The sequence below is a fragment of the Kitasatospora sp. NPDC056273 genome, assembly GCF_042268845.1.
Lineage (GTDB): Bacteria > Actinomycetota > Actinomycetes > Streptomycetales > Streptomycetaceae > Kitasatospora.
Genome location: NZ_JBHJSJ010000070.1, coordinates 1 through 16,731, shown reverse-complemented (window position 1 = coordinate 16,731; position 16,731 = coordinate 1). Strand labels below are relative to the sequence as shown.

15 protein-coding genes and 1 pseudogene are annotated in these 16,731 nt (G+C 73.0%); 11 read left to right on the top strand and 5 right to left on the bottom strand.

Annotated features, from left to right (window positions below; genetic code table 11):
• Positions 1–209 precede the first annotated feature (209 nt).
• Together ACFCY1_RS36840 and ACFCY1_RS36835 are read left to right on the top strand one after the other, a co-directional pair.
• Positions 210–1,475: an AI-2E family transporter gene (locus ACFCY1_RS36840; RefSeq protein WP_375877356.1), complete on the top strand. Its 1,266-nt coding sequence runs from the start codon at positions 210–212 to the stop codon at positions 1,473–1,475.
• A 280-nt stretch (positions 1,476–1,755) separates the two neighbouring features.
• Positions 1,756–2,520, top strand: a complete 765-nt coding sequence (locus ACFCY1_RS36835; protein WP_375877355.1) for a sigma 54 modulation/S30EA ribosomal C-terminal domain-containing protein — start codon at positions 1,756–1,758, stop codon at positions 2,518–2,520.
• 107 nt (positions 2,521–2,627) lie between these two features.
• Here ACFCY1_RS36835 and lpdA read toward each other — a convergent pair whose 3' ends face one another.
• Together lpdA and ACFCY1_RS36825 are read right to left on the bottom strand one after the other, a co-directional pair.
• Entirely contained in the window at positions 2,628–4,034 is a 1,407-nt protein-coding gene (gene lpdA, locus ACFCY1_RS36830) for a dihydrolipoyl dehydrogenase (RefSeq protein WP_074003526.1), read from the bottom strand.
• Between the two features lie 266 nt (positions 4,035–4,300).
• On the bottom strand, positions 4,301–5,956 hold the full coding sequence (locus ACFCY1_RS36825; protein ID WP_375877354.1) for a M28 family peptidase: 1,656 nt from the start codon (positions 5,954–5,956) through the stop codon (positions 4,301–4,303).
• A gap of 153 nt (positions 5,957–6,109) precedes the next feature.
• On the opposite strand from ACFCY1_RS36825, the gene ACFCY1_RS36820 reads away from it, so the two are divergent.
• Positions 6,110–6,286, top strand: a complete 177-nt coding sequence (locus ACFCY1_RS36820; protein WP_049656309.1) for an antitoxin — start codon at positions 6,110–6,112, stop codon at positions 6,284–6,286.
• Between the two features lie 54 nt (positions 6,287–6,340).
• Here ACFCY1_RS36820 and ACFCY1_RS36815 read toward each other — a convergent pair whose 3' ends face one another.
• Positions 6,341–6,514 (bottom strand): hypothetical protein, encoded by a 174-nt coding sequence (locus ACFCY1_RS36815; RefSeq protein ID WP_375877353.1) that lies wholly within the window; start codon positions 6,512–6,514, stop codon positions 6,341–6,343.
• Between the two features lie 116 nt (positions 6,515–6,630).
• On the opposite strand from ACFCY1_RS36815, the pseudogene ACFCY1_RS36810 reads away from it, so the two are divergent.
• Both ACFCY1_RS36810 and ACFCY1_RS36805 read left to right on the top strand, forming a co-directional pair.
• Positions 6,631–6,822 (top strand): annotated as a pseudogene (locus ACFCY1_RS36810) (TetR/AcrR family transcriptional regulator); the annotation flags it as partial.
• 417 nt (positions 6,823–7,239) lie between these two features.
• Positions 7,240–8,145 (top strand): hypothetical protein, encoded by a 906-nt coding sequence (locus ACFCY1_RS36805; RefSeq protein ID WP_375877373.1) that lies wholly within the window; start codon positions 7,240–7,242, stop codon positions 8,143–8,145.
• 258 nt (positions 8,146–8,403) lie between these two features.
• On the opposite strand, the gene ACFCY1_RS36800 is transcribed toward ACFCY1_RS36805, so the two are convergent.
• Together ACFCY1_RS36800 and ACFCY1_RS36795 are read right to left on the bottom strand one after the other, a co-directional pair.
• Positions 8,404–8,931 (bottom strand): DinB family protein, encoded by a 528-nt coding sequence (locus ACFCY1_RS36800; RefSeq protein WP_074003529.1) that lies wholly within the window; start codon positions 8,929–8,931, stop codon positions 8,404–8,406.
• Positions 8,882–10,288, bottom strand: coding sequence for an MATE family efflux transporter (locus ACFCY1_RS36795; protein ID WP_375877352.1), 1,407 nt, complete (start codon positions 10,286–10,288; stop codon positions 8,882–8,884). Before ACFCY1_RS36795 ends, ACFCY1_RS36800 begins: the two co-directional genes overlap by 50 nt.
• Positions 10,289–10,471: 183 nt before the next feature.
• Between ACFCY1_RS36795 and ACFCY1_RS36790 the strand changes: the two genes are divergently transcribed.
• The 6 genes from ACFCY1_RS36790 (at position 10,472) to ACFCY1_RS36765 (ending at position 16,677) form a co-directional block, all read left to right on the top strand.
• Complete coding sequence (locus ACFCY1_RS36790; protein ID WP_375877351.1) at positions 10,472–11,026, top strand: PadR family transcriptional regulator; 555 nt, start codon at positions 10,472–10,474, stop codon at positions 11,024–11,026.
• Positions 11,027–11,391: 365 nt separating this feature from the next.
• Positions 11,392–12,264 (top strand): class I SAM-dependent methyltransferase, encoded by an 873-nt coding sequence (locus ACFCY1_RS36785; protein ID WP_375877350.1) that lies wholly within the window; start codon positions 11,392–11,394, stop codon positions 12,262–12,264.
• Positions 12,265–13,156: 892 nt separating this feature from the next.
• The gene (locus tag ACFCY1_RS36780; protein WP_375877349.1) at positions 13,157–14,032 is read left to right on the top strand and encodes a PhzF family phenazine biosynthesis protein; all 876 of its coding nucleotides are present in this window, start codon (positions 13,157–13,159) and stop codon (positions 14,030–14,032) included.
• A gap of 271 nt (positions 14,033–14,303) precedes the next feature.
• Positions 14,304–15,191 (top strand): oxaloacetate decarboxylase, encoded by an 888-nt coding sequence (locus ACFCY1_RS36775; RefSeq protein ID WP_375877348.1) that lies wholly within the window; start codon positions 14,304–14,306, stop codon positions 15,189–15,191.
• Positions 15,188–15,535: a hypothetical protein gene (locus ACFCY1_RS36770; RefSeq protein WP_375877347.1), complete on the top strand. Its 348-nt coding sequence runs from the start codon at positions 15,188–15,190 to the stop codon at positions 15,533–15,535. The genes ACFCY1_RS36775 and ACFCY1_RS36770 overlap by 4 nt, the downstream gene beginning before the upstream one ends.
• A gap of 152 nt (positions 15,536–15,687) precedes the next feature.
• Complete coding sequence (locus ACFCY1_RS36765) at positions 15,688–16,677, top strand: bile acid:sodium symporter family protein (protein WP_375877371.1); 990 nt, start codon at positions 15,688–15,690, stop codon at positions 16,675–16,677.
• Positions 16,678–16,731: the final 54 nt, after the last annotated feature.

Sequence of the window (16,731 nt, the reverse complement as noted above, 5' to 3'; positions counted from 1 at the left end):
GGCCGCTTGTACACGGAGGACCATTGCCCTTCCCGGGGCGACCGGCGCCGTTCCCGTGTCTGCCCGGGCCCGGTGCGCCCGCACACCGACGCGGCCGACATGCCGCTGTCCGGGTGACGGGACCCGGCGGCGCCGCAGGGCGAACCGTCGCGGTATGGGTCATCGTGACGTGAGAGGACGACACCCGGCCGAGCCCGAGGAGACCGCCCGTGGGAGTGAACGGCGCCGGACCGGACCGGCGGCCCGTGCCGCTGGGCAGCCGCCGCCCCCGGGTGTCGGCGCGCCGGACCCGGACGGGGGCTCCGGGCCCGGGCCCCGACCCGTATCCGCCCGGGGAGCACGTCCCCTCCGGACTGCGGACGACGGCCGGGTACACCTGGCGGCTGGTGCTGCTCGGGCTCGCCGCCTACCTGGTCGTCGACGTCCTCGCCCGGCTCGAACTGCCGGTCGTCGCACTGTTCGTGGCGCTGGTGATCACCTCCGTGCTGCGCCCGCCGGTCGACCTGCTGGCCCGCGGCATGCCGCGCTCGCTCGCCGTCCTGGTCGTCCTCCTCTGCGCCCTCGCGGTCGTCGGCGGGGTGCTGGCGCTGGTCGGCACCACCGTCGCCGACGAGTGGGGCCGGCTGGGCAACGAGCTGCGCGGCGGCCTCTCCCGGATCGACCACTGGCTCACCGGCGCCCCCTTCCACCTGCGGCCCGGCACCGTCACCGACCTGCGGGCCAAGATCGGCGCGTTCGTCTCGGCCCACCGCTCCACCCTGCTCAGCACCGCGCTGAGCGGCGCCGGCCGGATCGTCGAGCTGGTCACCGGGCTGGCCCTCGCGGTGTTCTGCTCGGTGTTCTTCCTGCACTCCGGCGACCGGATGTGGACCTGGGCGCAGCGGCAGCTGCCGGTCCGGAGCCGTTCGGCCTGGGACCGCGCCGGCCGCGCCGCCTGGCTCACCTTCGCGGGCTACACCCGGGGCGTGCTGATCGTGGCGGCCTCCAACGCGGTGCTGGTGGGCATCGCGCTGGCGATCCTGCGGGTGCCGCTGGTCCTGCCGCTGATGGTGCTGGAGTTCGCGGCGACCCTCATCCCGCTGATCGGTTCCCCGATCGCCCTGGCGGTCGCCGCCGTGGTCGCGCTCGCCGCCCGGGGGCCGGTGATCGCGCTGCTGGTGCTCGCACTGATCGTGGTCATCGGCCAGATCGAGGGGCATCTGCTGCATCCGCTGGTGCTCAGCTGGTCCGTCCGCATCCACCCGGTGGTGATCGCGGTGTCGGTGGCCGGCGGCGCGGTGCTGGCGGGGGTCCTGGGCGCGGTGGTGGCGGTGCCGGTGGTGTCGGTCGGCTGGGCGGTGCTCGGCGAGCTGCGCACCCGCGGCACGCCCGGCCTCCCGGGGGCGCAGGCCGCTGCGGCGGGCGACCGGCCCGGCCGCGGAGCGGACCGGGGTCGGCGCCCGGAGCAGGGCGGGGGCGGCCGGCCCGGCGGGTGAGGGCGCGGCGCCTGTTCGTCACAGGCCACGACTCATCGTCGTCCCCGGTCCGCCGTCAGCAGCCGCCACCGCAACGTGCCGCGCTCCCCCGTAGCGGCGCCCACCGGCCGGGGCACGGTGCCTCTCCCGTCCCGTTCACCTGCGGCACGGGTCGCCCTCCCCACCGCCCGGCTGGTCCGCCCGGCCCCCCGCAGTGGGGCCGTTGGGCCCTGGCCGCGCGGCCAGGGGCCCGGGATCCTGGTCGCCGGTATGCGCCGGCTGGGAGTGGAAGGGCCTGGGGATGGGCGAGTTGGTCACGGTGAGGGCGTTCGAGGGGCTGACCGGCGAGGTCCTGGCCGAGACGCGGGCCCGGGTGGCCGCCGCGGCGGCGGCTCCGGGGGTCGGGACGCTGGTGGAGGCCCTGCGGGTCCGGCTCGCGGCCGTGGCCGGGGGCGTGCTGGCGCAGGTGAACGCCGAGGTGGACGGTCGGCGGATCCGCGTCCAGGAGGCCGCGGCCGGGCTGGGCGACTCGATCGACCGGGTGAGTGACGCGCTGCGCGGCAGGATCAGGGCCGTCACCGGGGCCTGGGCGCCGCGCCCCTGGCCGGGCCACCGTGCGCCGGACTCCGGTGGGCCGGGCGGCGGTGGGCCGGACGGCAGTGGGCCGGGCGGCGGGGCCGTCCGCGAGCTCCGGGTGGTCCGCCGCAAGGAGCCCTCGCTGGTGTGGTGCTCGCCGGCGGCCGCCGCCCGGACCATGGACGCGATGGACTACGACATCCACCTGTTCACCGATCCGGCGACCGAGACCGACGCCGTGGTCTACCGGGTCGGCCCGACCGGCTACCGCCTCGCCCGTACCGTCCCCGCCGGTCCGCCCGGCCGCCGGACCTCGCCGATCACCCTCAGCCCGCACGGCGCGCCCCGGCTGACGGAGGCGCAGGCCGTCGACCGGCTGGCGGGCGCGGAGCTGCCGTTCCTGTTCTTCGCCCACCCGGTCAGCGGCCGGGGCCGGGTGCTCTACCGCCGCTTCGACGGCCGGCTCGGCCTGATCGCCGGGCACGCCTGACGGCCACGGGGCCCTTTCCAGCACCCCTGGCCCTTGGGCGGAACCGCGCCGCGCCCCCGCCGAGCGGTCGCTCGACGGGGGCGCGGCGTGCGCTCGGGGAGGGCGCGTCACATGTTGATCATGTGACCGGCGAGGCCGTGGATGGCCTCCTTGACCGCCTCGCCCAGGGTCGGGTGGGCGTGCACGTTGCGGGCGACCTCGTGGACGGTCAGGTCCCACTGCTGGGCCAGCGTCAGCTCCGGCAGGAGCTCCGTGACCTCGGGGCCGATCAGGTGGGCGCCGAGCAGCTCGCCGTGGGTGCTGTCGCTGATGACCTTGACGAAGCCGATCGGGTGGCCGAGCCCGTGCGCCTTGCCGTTGGCGGTGAACGGGAACTTGGCGACCTTGACGTCGTAGCCCAGGTCGCGGGCCTGCGCCTCGGTGTAGCCGAAGGAGGCGATCTGCGGCTGGCAGTAGGTGGCGCGCGGGATCATGGCGAAGTCGACCTCCATGGTCTCCGCCCCGCCGATGGTCTCGGCGGCGATCACGGCCATCGTCTCGGCGGCGTGCGCGAGCATCAGCTTGGCGGTCACGTCGCCGATCGCGAAGATGTGCTCGACGCTGGTGCGGCCGCGGCCGTCCACCGCGATGGCGTTGCGGTCGGTGAGCTTGACCCCGGTGTTCTCCAGGCCGTAGCCGTTGACCCGCGGCGCGAAGCCGATCGCCTGGAGCACCTTGTCGGCTTCCAGCACCTGCTGCTGGCCGTCCTTGGTGACGGTGACCCGGACCTTGGCGTTCGGGTCGCTGTCGTCGATCGACTCGACCCGGGTGGAGGTCAGCACCTCGATGCCCAGCTTGCGGTACTGCTTGGCGAGTTCGGTGGAGACCTCGACGTCCTCCAGCGGCACCACGCGGTCCAGGAACTCGACGATGGTGACCTTCACGCCGTAGTTGTGCAGCACGTAGGCGAACTCGACGCCGATCGCGCCGGCGCCCGCGATGATGATGCTCTCCGGCAGCTGCTCGGTGAGGATCTGCTCCTCGTAGGTGACCACGCGGTCGCTCAGGCTGGTGCCGGGCAGCAGGCGGGTGGTGGCACCGGCGGCGATGACGCAGTGGTCGAAGGTGACGACGTCGAAGCCGCCGCCGCTGAGCGCCACCTGGAGGGTGTGGTCGTCGACGAAGGTGCCCCAGCCGTCGTACTCGGTGATGCCGTTCTTCTTCATCAGGTAGTGGACGCCCTTGACCCGGCCGTCGGCCACCGACCGGCTGCGCCGGAAGGCCTCGCCGAAGTCGAAGGTCACCTGGCCCTCGACCTTGATGCCGAAGGTCTTGGCCTCCTTGGTGAAGATGTGGGCGAGCTCGGCGTTGCGCAGCAGGGCCTTGGAGGGGATGCAGCCGACGTTGAGGCAGACGCCGCCCCAGTACTTGGCCTCGATGACCGCGACCTTCAGCCCCAGCTGGGCCGAACGGACGGCGGCGGTGTAGCCGCCCGGGCCCGCGCCGAGGACGACGACGTCGTAGTGCGTGCTCATGTTGCTGACTCCTCCGAGGGTGTCACGGTGTCGTGATCTCGGTCCCATGGTGTCAGGACCGTGCTCGGCGCACCCACCGGGTCTCGGCGGATGCGCCCCGCGCGGCACCGTACCGGCCCGCGGCCGGATTTGTCAGTGCTCTCCGCTACGGTGACGGCACCCGTGGCCACCAGGGGCGATGACGGAGGGAGGTCCCGGATGGAGCAGTCGCGTACGGCGGTCGGGTGGGCCCGCCGGCCAGGGGTGGCGGTGGGCCCACCCGGGCGTCAGGCCGCCACGCCGTGGGAGCGGTCGCCGTTGGTGCCGCCGATACCCGTCGCGCCCGCGCCGACGCCGGGCGCCGCCTTCACGGCCGGGCGCTGGGCCGGGACGGGCCGGTGCAGCGAGGAGAGGTCCCAGGCGTAGGTGCCGACGGCGTTCGCGATCACGTCGACGTTGACGTCGAAGGCGCCCATGTCGATGTTGCCCAGGTTGTCGCAGGCCTTGTGGTAGCACGGGTCGTACGCGACGCCGGCCGTACCGCCGTAACGGGCCGCCTGCTCCGGGGACTTGACCTTCTCGGCACCGGTGTCGGTGCCGCCGGCCGGGATGCCCGCGTCGATGAACGGACCGTAGTCGGAGCGGCCGTCGAAGGCGGTCGGGTCGTGCGGCAGGCCCCGGCCCTCCAGGTAGCCGTTGATGTCCCGCTCCAGCTGGGCCGAGCCCTCGGGGCCCGCGTCCCCGCCGGCGCTGCCGGAGCCGTTGTAGACGAACTGCGCGTAGTTGGGGGACGCGATCATGTCGAAGTTGAGGTAGAGGCTGATCTTCTTCTTCTCCGCGTCGGAGAGGGAGGTCACGTACTTCTCGGCGCCCTTGAGGCCGAACTCCTCGGCCGACCACCAGGCGAACCTGACCTTGTTCTTCACCGGGTGGACGCTGAGGTTCTTCGCGACCTCCAGGATTCCGGCCGTGCCGGAGCCGTTGTCGTTGATGCCCGGCCCCTCGGGGACGGAGTCGAGGTGCGCGCCGACCATCACGGTGTGGTTCGGGTCGCCGCCGCGGGTCTCGGCGATGACGTTCCAGGTCTTGCGCTGCTCCATGAAGGTGCGGATGTCCAGGGTCACCCGGACGGGCCCGGCGGCGGCCTGGGCGGCCAGCGCCTCGCCCGCGGCCTCGGTGATCCCGCCGGTCGGGATCCTCCCCGCCGTCGGCTCGCTGAGCGTCCCGTTGAGGCTGCCCTCGGTGTTGTTGTAGATGATCGCCCCGGCCGCCCCCGCGCCGGCCGCGGCGGCCTGCTTCTCGGCGAAACTGCACCCGCCGCGCCGGATCAGGGCGATCTTGCCGGTGAAGGCGCCCGCCGGGTAGTCGGCGGGCGTGCAGCCGGTGGTGGCGCCGACCGGAGCGACCGCCAGGTCCGCGGTCAGGCCCGCCTCCGGACCGCTCACCGAGTACGTCATGGCGATCACCGGCACCGACTCGGCCTTCGGGGAGACCACGTCGAGGTGCTCGGAGCGGGCCTCGAAGTAGGTGTAGACGAACTCCTGCTTGGACACGTTGAGTCCGGCCCGCCGCGCCTGCTCGTAGACGTACTGCGCGGACTGGTCGTGCCCCTTCGAACCGGCCGGCCGGGTACCGCCGTTGCGGTCCGCGATCAGCTGGAGCGCGGCCAGCGTGGCCCGGGCGTCCCGGGCGCTGCTCGCCTCGACCAGCCGGGAGGCCAGCTTGGCGCCCTTGCGCGCCGGGTCCGGGTCGGCCGAGGCGCTGCCGGCGCCGGCCAGCAGCAGCGGGGCGATCAGGGCGGCGACGGTCAGGGCGGCGCCCGCACTCCGCCGGGTGACGGCGGTTCGCGGGCGTCCTGGGGAGGTGGAACGGTCGTACGGGGTGGAACGGTCGAGCGGGGTGGAACGGTCGAGCGGCGAGGTGGAGCGACGGGTGCGCAGCATCAGGGCGACTCCTTCCGACGGGCCGTGAGGGTCATGATTGGACATGATCGGAATCCCGTTGCCAAGCCTTTACGCACACCTTGCGGGATGCGGACCGCAGCGCACGCGGCGATATTGGAGGGGTGGGGGCGTCTCATCCAGGAGTGTGACCAGATGTCCATGATGGATAAGCTCAAGAGCCTGCTGAAGGGCCACGAGGACCAGGCCGACAAGGCCGTCGACAAGGCGGGCGACGCCGTCGACCAGCGCACCGAGGGCAAGTACAGCGGGCAGGTCGACGCCGCCCAGGAGCAGCTCAAGAACCAGTTCCGCGACCAGCCGCCCCAGTAGCGGCGGCTCCGCGGGGCGCCGGCCCGGCTGACCCCGGCCGGGCCGGGGTCGGTCTCAGTCGCCTGACCCGTCGCCCTGCGCGTCCGCGCCGTCCGTGCCGTCCGCGCCGTCCGCGCCGCAGTTCTCGCAGGGGCCCGGGCCGGTCCGCTCGCGCAGTCGTCCGCACTCCGGGCACACCCGGTCCAACCAGCAGGCCGGCTCGCCGCCTTCGTCCACGTGATCGGTCACGCGATCGATTCTGCCCGGGCATCGGTGCGGCCGCGAGTAGACACTGTCCACACGCAACTGGCCGCCTCGACGCGCTCGCCCGCGCCTACCTCGGCTTCGCGGCCGCCAACCCCGGCATGGTCAAGCTGATGTTCCGTCACGACCTGCTGGAGGGCAGCGGCATCGAACTCCGCCGCACCACCCTGCCGCTGTTCCTCACCTTCGTCGGCCTGGTCACCGAGGTGCACCCTCAGTCCGACGATCCGGCCGCCGCCACCGCCGCCCTCTGGTCCAACCTGCACGGCCTCGCCCAACTGCGCACCTGGGGCAGCCTGCGCCTCATCACCGGCGACGACTCCGTCGAGCCACTGCTGCACGCCACACTGGACGCCCACCTCGGCCCTCCGCCCGGTGAACCCGCCACGGCACCACCGGGGGCTCGTCCTGGCCGCGAGCATCACCGGAGCCGTCCCGTCCGACCCGTTCAAACGCGCTCGGGGAACGGCACTTTCATGATCACTTGGGTGCGCAAGGCTCGGCAGCACAGCCGGGTCGGCCGCAGACCGGTGACACAGCCACACTCAGCGCCCTTGTTGCGGATGGCCGCCCCGGATACTGGGCCGCAGGGCCCTGCCCTCCTGGTACCGTCCCGGGAGCGGGGAGGCCTGCAGCTCGACTCGAATCCGCCGCTCCCGCCAACGCACTGCGCGACACGGAGGCCTCGCGCAGCACAAGAAGGAGTTCCGGTGGCTCGCCAGGATGACGTCGGCAGGTTCCTGTACTGGTCCGACCGACAGGTGCGCGGTCTGGCCGGCGACAACGGGATCTCGCTCGGGAAGTGGACGCTGACCTCGGTTGGCATGCCGTCATCGATCGGTGGTGCCCCTGTACCGCAGGTGTCGGCGGCTCCGCCGGCCAAGGAGCCGGACCGCCGGGAGATGGCGATCCGCATCCGCAAGGCCTTGGGCCCGCAGACAGCGGTGACCTTCGACTCGCCGCCGCCCGCCCAGTTCGCCGAAGGCGTCGGCCGAGTCGAGTTCGCGCGCTTCATCGGCGGGCCTGCCCGGGACAAGGGTCTACTGCTTCACACGCGGACCCACAGTTCCAGCGGGCAGCGAGTCGACCTGGTCCTGTTCGGCAGCCTCGACAACACGCCCCACTTCAGAGCGTCCGACGCGCCGGAGAGCGGATGGTCCTCGTCGGCGTGGTTCGCGGTGTCGAACCTGCTGGAGGCCCGACGCGCTGATCCGGAGTCCTTCTGGGGCGACTCGCAGGCTCTGGCCGTCGAAGCGCTGAAGATCGCCCTGTACCAGGGAAGTTCACGCCCCGATGAAGAGCACGCAGGCCGCCCCTGGACTCGTGGGTTCACCCTCGGCTCCGCAGACCGCTGCGAGTGGTTCGCCGTGATCTACGAGGACATCGTCCTCGACCCCGGGCGCTGGACCTTCCACGATGAGGGGCTGGTCGGCACGGAGCGCATCCTGATCGGCGCCCCGGTCTGGGTCCGCACGGCGAGTCCGGAGTCGCTCATCCGATACGCCGAGCTTCGGCAAGCAGACAACGCTCCGAGACAACGACGCCTCCGGGTCTGGCCGTTCGGGCGCCGCCGCACCACACCCGCCGAACTCGGCGCGCCCGCGTCGCCGAGATAGCGACGCGGACAGCGGCGCCATGAACCCCGCGACAAGGTCCTCGACCTTTCCGGGGACTCACCTCCGCCCGTCCGCTGCATTCACTCCGGGAGGACGTCAGGCCGCGGGGACGCTGCTCGCCGCGCGGCTGCCCGGACGGGCGGCCGGACCGACGGCCGGTGGGGCTGCCGGCCGGGCCGCCGGTCCGGCGTCGGGCGCGCGGCCGGAGTCCGCCGGCCGGCGCTGAGCAACGCCCGTGCCGTCAGACCCCGGTTTGGTTCACACCCCGGTGGCGCCGTCGACGGACTCCCGGAGCAGGTCGGCGTGGCCGTTGTGGCGGGCGTACTCCTCGATCAGGTGCACCAGGATCCAGCGCAGCGAGACGCTGTCCGCGCCGATCACCGCGGCGACCTGCGGGGAGAGCGGGCCGGCCGCCTCCAGCGGCTTGTCCGCGGTCAGCTCCCGGCCCCGGTCGACCTCCGTCTGCCAGTCCCGCAGCGCCTCGGCCATCCCGCGCTCCGGGGCCAGCCCGTAGCCGTCGGCGTTGTCCGCGCCGTACACCGGCGGGACGTCCTGCCCGGCGAACACCCGCTGATACCAGGTGCGTTCGACCTCGGCGAGGTGCTGAACCAGGCCCAGCAGGGTCATCGTGGACGGTGGGACGGACGCCAGCCGCACCTGGTGGTCGTCGAGGCCGTCGGCCTTCCGGGCGAGCGTGGCCCGCTGGAAGTCCAACCAGTTCTCCAGCGTGGTGCGTTCATCGGTGTGCGGGGGCGGGATCGGCCGCCCGTCCGGGGTGTGTGCCATGGCCCCCACCCTGGCACACACCACCGACAGTCCCGCGCGGACTCCGCGACCGTGTCAGTGTGGCGAGCAGCGCGAGCTGCACGGCCGCGCCCACCGCAGGCCCGAGCCACACCCCCGACACCCCCAGCGGCCCGGACAGGGCCGCCGAGGCGGCGAGTTGGGCCGCGAGACCGAGCAGGACGGAGATCACCAGCGGGCGCCCGGCGCCCGCCGCCTGGTGCACTCCGCCGACCGCCACCACCAGCGCGTACGGCAGCAGGTAGAGGGCCGCCGAGCGCAGGAAGCCGACGGACTGCGCGGCCACTGCCCGGTCCTCGGTGAAGAGCGCGGTCAGCGGCACGGCGAGCGTGACGGCGAGCAGCGCCGCCACCCCACCGAGCAGCGCGGCGAGGCGTCCGGTGGCGCGGCGCAGGGTGTGCAGCGCGGCGACCTCTCCCGCGCCGGTCAGCCGTGCCGCCTCGATCGCGGCGGCCTGGCGCAGCGCGTAGAAGGCCATGGTGGCGACGAGCAGGACGCGGTAGCCGAGGCCGTAGCCGGCCACCGCCGCGACGCCGAAGCCCGCGACCAGTCCGAGTTGGGCGGTTCCGACGGCCATCCGGGCGGTGAAGTCCAGACCGAACGGTGCGCCCGCGCGCAGGATCCGTACCGCCGCCGCGCCCGCTCCCCCGGTGCCGCCGGGGTCCTGCGGCTGCGGTTCCTCGCGTCTCACCGGCTTCCGTAGTCGCCGCCGTCGCCGCACTCGCAGGGTGACGGCGAGGGCGATCGCCCGGGAGAGGACCAGGGCCAGGGCGGCGCCCGGCACGCCGAGGGCGGGCAGCGGCCCCGGGCCGAGGATCAGCAGGGGGTCGAGGAGGAGCAGCAGCGCGTTGGAGAGCAGGGCGATCCGCATCGGGGTGCGGGTGTCGCCCGCGCCCTTGAACAGCTCGTCGGCGACGCGCTGGCCGACGAAGAGCGCGAAGGCCGGGAACGCGACGGCGAGGTAACCGGCGGCCTGCTCGGCGGCTTCGCCGTCCAGGAAGGCGCCTGCCAGGCGGTCGCGCAGCAGGAAGCCGGGGACGGCGAGCGCCGCGCTGACAGCGGCACAGAGCCGCCAGGCCGCGCGGGTGGTCCGGGCGGCTTCGGCGTGGTCGCCGGCACCGAGGGCGTGGGAGAGCCTGACGCTGGTGCCGGAGGCGACCACCAGGACCAGGCCGAGCAGCAGGTTCTCGACGGTGCCGGCCAGGGTGACGGCGGCGACCGCGGCCCCGCCGAGACCGGCCACCCAGAGGGCCCCGATCACCGAGGCGATCACCCCGGACAGCAGCTCCGCGTAGACGGGTACCGCCAATGCCGTGAGTCGGCGCAACTGGCCGCGCATGCCCTTTCCCCTTCCCCTGTGGTGCTCGTACGTGACCGGGCGGGCCCCGGCCCGCCTCGGCTCTCCTCGATCGGCTGCGGCCCTCTCGACCTGCCTCGAATAGAGATACATCGTTTCGAGGCACATCGACAAGAGGTAACATGACGACTCCACAGGGCGCACTCCGACCGAAGGGCTCCAGCCGTGTTGACGCTCGCGATCCTCGGTTTCCTGTACGACCAGCCGCTTCACGGCTACGAGCTCAAGTCCCGGATCACCGGACTGACCGGTCATGTCCGACCGGTGAGCGACGGCGCGCTCTACCCCGCCATCGCCCGGCTGGAGAAGGCCGGACTGCTGCACCGCCGCACCGAACCGGGCAGCGGCGCCGCACCGCGGCAGACGCTGGAGCTGACGGCGCGGGGGCGGGCCGAACTGCTGCGCCGCCTGGCCGACCCGGAGCAGGCCGAGATCACCGACCAGATCCGATTCTTCACCGTCACCACGTTCCTGCACCATCTCGCCGACCCGCCCCGGCAGGCCGCCGTGCTCCGCCGCCGACTGGCCTTCCTGGACGCTCCGAGCAGCTTCTTCTACGACGGGACGGGGCAGCCGGTGACCGCCGAGCGCGAGCCGAACCCCTTCCGGCGCGGGATGCTGCTCGTCGCCCGGGCCTCCACGGCGGCCGAGCGGGCCTGGCTGTCCGAGACCATCGCGGAGCTGGAACGGCCGGGTGGGGCGGAGCTCTCGGAAGGCTAGGTCCTCTCTTTCGGATCACGTCGGATCAGCGTGCGGCGTCGGAGTGCGTGCATCGCAAGGCGGAGGAGGGAGTCCATGCGGAGCATCGGCGACCGACGACAACGCGGCGAGGTGCGTGCTCCGGCGTCGTGCGCCCGGCATGATCCGAAAGAGAGGGCCCAGGCCGACCAGGCGATTCGGGAGCGAAAACGAAGGCGTGAACCGCTGCCGAACGGCAGAGCGAAGAGCCGGATTTAGGCCGTTCCGCATCTGGCTCTCCCCCACCCCGGCGTCGCTATGATGATCCGCCTCACGTCCTCGGCGTCCCCCTCCGCGGGCGTGACCCGCCACCGCGCCCCGCCGTCCCCCTGGAGGCCGCCGTGCCCATGTCCGAGACCGCGGTCGAGGCCGCAGTCCACTCCGCGCCGCTGAAGCGGGACGACATTCCCGGCTGGTTCTTCAGCCTCGACCGGGCCGCCTTCAGCCACCTGCTGTCCGCCCAGACCGCGGCCGGCGTCACCGGCGACATCCTGGAGCTCGGCAGCTACCTCGGCCGCAGCGCCGTCCTGCTCGGCGACCACCTGCAGCCGGGTGAGCGGCTGACGGTCTGCGACCTGTTCGACTCCGAGGCGGGCGACGCCGACAACGCCGCCGAGATGAACATGTCCTACCGCAAGACCCTCACCCGCAGCGCCTTCGAGGCCAACTACCTCGCCTTCCACGGCGAGCTGCCCGAGATAGTGCAGGCCCCGACCTCGGTGCTGGCCGACGGCCGCGTCCGGGCGGACAGCTGCCGCTTCGTCCACGTCGACGCCTCCCACCTCTACGAGCACGTCGCCGGGGACATCGCGGTGGCCCGGGCCGCGCTCGGCGAGAACGGCGTGGTCGCCCTGGACGACTACCGCTCCGAGCACACCCCGGGCGTCTCCGCCGCGGTCTGGGAGGCGGTCTTCACCGGCGGACTGCGGCCGGTCCTGCTCACCCCGATGAAGTTCTACGGCACCTGGGGCGACGCGGCGGCCGCCCAGGCCGTCCTGCGGGAGCGCGACTGGCCGGCCGAGGGGTACACCGTCGACGAGGACACCATCGCCGGCGCCCGGGTGATGCGCCTCAACTACCAGGTCAAGGGCCCGATCCAGCGCTCCACCTCACGGCGGCTCGCCCTGGAGCTCCTGCCCCCGGTCGCGACCAAGGCCACCCGCCGGATGCTCCGGACACTGCGCGAACGCCGCGCCGCTCCCCCGCTCCCGCGCGCCTGACCCCTCACGCGCCGGGGCCCACTCCTCACCGGCCGGGCCCCGGCGCCGGCTTCGCCCCGTACACGGCCCTGCTCCCCCGAAGCCACGGCGAAGCGAGAGACAGTGCTCTGCGGTCAGAGCGGCACTCGGCCCGGGACAGCCAGGCGGGCACCGGGGACTTGGCCGACCTGAAGGACGGCGAAGTCGATGTGGGCCTGTTCGACGGCCTCGGGGCACACCTCGCACTTGGCGTGCTCGGCCGGCGCCCGGTAGATGCTCGCGACGGAGGGGTTCCGCCCCTTCCGCTTGCCTGCGGGGATGATCAGGCCGGGCTGGATCTGTTCGACCGACCGCCGCCCGCGCGGCGCCGCAGGACGGTGTGCACCATGAGGTCGGTGATGACGGGCGGTCCGCCGCTGTCCTTGCCCTTGCGGGCCGCGCTGTCGAGCCCTTCGAGGGTTGACGCGCGGAGTGGGCGGTGCGGACGTCCGCGCTCGGCGGGTCCGGGTCGGTCGGCGCACTTCGGAGGGGCTTGCCGGCAGGGGTCCGGCACCCCGTGATCGACCTTGCTCTCGCACCGGACCGTTCGCGAGAAGGCACCCCTGGTGGACACTTAGTCCAGGCTGGATATAACGTCCAATCCATGAGGAGCCCTGACGCACGCACGGATCCGCGCGTGCAGACCTGGGCGCCCCGGACTCGGCACTCGCCTCGGCCGTCCTCCACGAACCGACCCCGCCGGCCCGATGATCACCATGCTCAATGTCGACCCCGGCAGCCACGGACGACAGCCCAGCCGACGACAGCAGAGCCACTCGAAGAGAGAACCGCGATGACGACCCACTCCGCCGGCACCCCTGCGCTCCCCACACTCGCGAGCGACAACTCGACCTTCTCCGGCGATGACGGGTGCATGAAATTCGAACTGGTCGAAGTATTCGGGAATGAGCCGCTGACCGGAGGGCCACTCGGAGTGGTCACGTGCGCTGCCGCATGTGACGATGCGCTGATGCAACGCCTGGCGGCCCGCCTGGCCATGCCGGAAACCGTCTTCCTGCGCCGGGGTGACGGAGGAGAGGTGGAGGTGCGAATCTTCACCCCCTACGTCGAGCTGGACTTCGCAGGTCATCCACTCGTGGGAGCAGCCGCAGTGGCGGTGCGGCAGGGCCTGGCCCAGCCCGGCCGGGTGGCGCTGCGCACTCGAGGCGGAATCGTTCACGCGCAGGTGGGGCCGACAGGGGAAAGTGCGGTACTGGAGGAACGGGCCTGCCAGGTGGGTCCGCCCGTCGTTCCGGATCTCGTATGCGAAGCGGTTGGGCTCGCTCCGGACGCGGCAGTGGGGCCCGTGAGATTGGCATCGGCCGGGCTCGGGTTCGCCTGCCTCCCGGTGAGCGCCGCCGATCTGGAGTCGGCCGAGGCCCTGCCGCACAGGGTTGCGGCGCTCGCCGAGAGGGTGCCCGGACTGGCCGGCGTCTTCGGGGTGGCAGTGTTCGTTCCGCAACTGCCCGAAGTCCGCGCTCGGGTCTTCGTTCCCGAGCCGGTTTGCGCGGAAGACCCCGCCACAGGCTCGGCCGCACTGGCGACGGCCGGATGGCTGGCGCACACGGGGCCGATCGACAAGCCCCTGGTGTTCGACATCGTCCAGGGCACCACCGAACTCGGCTTCTCCAGATTGCGGGTGGAAGTCCGCAGGAATGCCGATGGGGGCATATTCGCAAGCGTCGGCGGCGGGGTACGCACCTTGCTGAAAGGGCAGCTCATGACGGGCAAAATGGTCGACCGGGCCTGAGAACCGCCCGCCCGGCGATTCACGTGACGGCAGTCGACTCCGACAGCCCTGCCTCCGGGGCGCCGACCCCGACCACCTTGCTGAAGCGTCACATCATTTAGCCGATATGCATATCAGCATCTTCCATATCTTCGACATTTCTTCACTCTCGCGAGTGAATCTCACTTAAAGATTTGCCCACGGAACCTTAAAGAGCGCATAGTGATGACACCTCAGTTCGGTCTGGTAAGCACCAAGTTCAGGCAAAGTCATCCCCAGTGAGGAGAAGACCTTGTTCCACGGAAACACGGCAACGGACAGCCCCGGGCAGCGGCTGCGCGCGGAGATCGCGGGCCCGGGGGCGACGCCGCTGATCGGCGTCTACGACATGTACTCGGCCTCCATCGCGGCCGAGCACTACGACGGCATGTTCGTCTCCGGCTTCGGCTTCGCGGCCTCCTACTACGGGCTGCCGGACATCGGTTTCATCGCCTGGCCCGACATGGTGGGCTTCGTCGAACGGCTGCGCGGAGCCTTTCCCCGGCACCACCTGCTGGTCGACATCGACGACGGCTACGTCGATCCGGAGGTGGCCTGCCACGTCGTGCGCAAGCTCGAACGGATCGGCGCGTCGGGCGTGATCCTGGAGGACCAGAAGCGGCCGCGCCGCTGCGGGCACGCGGACGGCAAGCTGGTGCTCCCGCTGGAGGAGTACCTGGAGAAGCTGGAGCTCGTCCTCGCCAACCGGACGGACTTGGTGGTGGTCGCGCGCACCGACGCCACCGAGGAGGCCGACATCCTGCGCCGGGCCCGGGCGCTCGCCGCCACCGACGCCGATGTGGTGCTCGTGGACGGCGTGCGCAGCGAGGAGTGGATCCGCCGGATCCGCCGGGTGGTCGGCGACAAGCCGCTGCTGTTCAACCAGATCGCGGGCGGCAAGTCGCCCCGGCTGTCGCTCTCGGAGCTGTCGGCCCTGGGGGTGGACGTGGCCATCTACAGCACCCCGTGCCTGTTCGCCGCGCACCGGGCGATGGACGACGCCCTGTCCGAGCTGAAGAGCGCCGACGGACGGCTGCCCACCCCGTCCGGGGGGCGTGAGCAGGTCGGCGTGCGGGAGTCGACCGAGCTGCTGGAGCGGAACATCGCGCGCCCCAGGGGGCTGATGGCGGTGACGGCATGAGGGCCGGGCAGCTCAGGCCGGCCCGGCCCTCGCCCGTCCTGCCCTCGTCGGCCCAGCCCTCGGCGGCCGCCGCCCTGCGGGCCACCGCGCTGGGGCTGGCCGGGGCCTGCGCCCTGCTCGCGGGGGCCGCGGCGCCCGCGGCCGCCGGCGGCGGGCTGATCACGGTCGTGGACAACTCGAACGCCGACTCCTGGCTCGAGATCGACCGTACGGCCAACCTCCAGAACGGCAGCGGCTCCGCGGGCAGCGACCACGACGGCGCCGGCTCGCTGGTGGGCGGCCTGCTCGGCCCGGGTTCCTCCTCCGGGCCCGCCCTCCGCCCGGTGACGGGAGGCGGCCCGTGACCGACGGCCTGGCGCGCCCGGAGCAGCCACCAGGGCTCCGGGCGCGCGGGGAGCGGCCCCGCGGGGCAAAGGCGCTGGAGGTACGGGCGCGGACGCGACGCGGCTCCGGGCCCCGCTCCCGAAGACTGCTGCCGCGCTGGCTGGACCCGTACATGGCGGCGCTGGCCGGGACGGTCGGGCTGGCCGCGCTGTTCCCGGTCTCCGGCGCCTCGGCACGGGTCGCCGAAGTGGCCTGCGACCTCGCAGTGGCACTGCTGTTCTTCCTCTACGGCGCCCGGCTCTCCACCCGCGAGGCCCTGGCCGGGCTGCGCCACCTGCGGCTGCACGGGCTGGTGGTGGCCACCACCTTCGTCCTCTTCCCGCTGCTCGGCGTGGCCACCGCGCTGCTCACGCCCGTCCCGCTCACCGGGCCGTTGCAGACCGGGGTGCTGTTCCTCTGTCTGGTGCCCTCGACGGTGCAGTCCTCGGTGGCGCTCACCGGCGCCGCCGGGGGCAACGTCCCGGCGGCGATCTGTGCCGGCACCTACTCCAGCCTGGCGGGCCTGGTGCTGACGCCGGTGCTGGCGGCCTGGCTGCTGGGTTCGCACACCGAGCTGTCCGCCGACGGGCTGCTGCGGATCGGGCTGCAGCTGCTCGCGCCCTTCCTGCTCGGGCAGGTGCTGCGGCCGTGGCTCGGCGGTCCGCTGTCCCGGCACAAACGGGTGCTCACGCCGGTGGATCGCGGCTCGATCCTGCTGGTCGTCTACACGGCGTTCAGCGCGGCGGTGTCCCAGGGCATCTGGGGCCTGGCCACCCCGCTGGCACTGCTCGGGCTCCTCGCGGTGCTGCTCGCCCTGCTCGCCGCCGCCCTGGCGGCCACCGGGCTCGGTGCCCGGCTGCTGGGGCTCGATCGGTCGGCCACCGTGGCGGCGGTGCTCTGCGGTTCGCAGAAGAGCCTGGCCAACGGCCTGCCGATGGCCACCGTCCTGTTCGGAGCGCAAGCCGGGCTGATGGTGCTGCCGCTGATGCTCTACCACCAGCTCCAGCTGATCGTCGGCACCGTCCTCGCCGGTCGCTGGTCGCGGGCGGCGGCGGGCGGCGCGGCGCCCGGATCGGTCCCGCCCGCGCTCACCGGTCCGGGCGCTCCGCCAGCGCCCGGGTGATCCCCCGGCGCAGCCTGGCCGAGGCCCCGGGCTGTCGGCCGAGCGGGCGCAGCC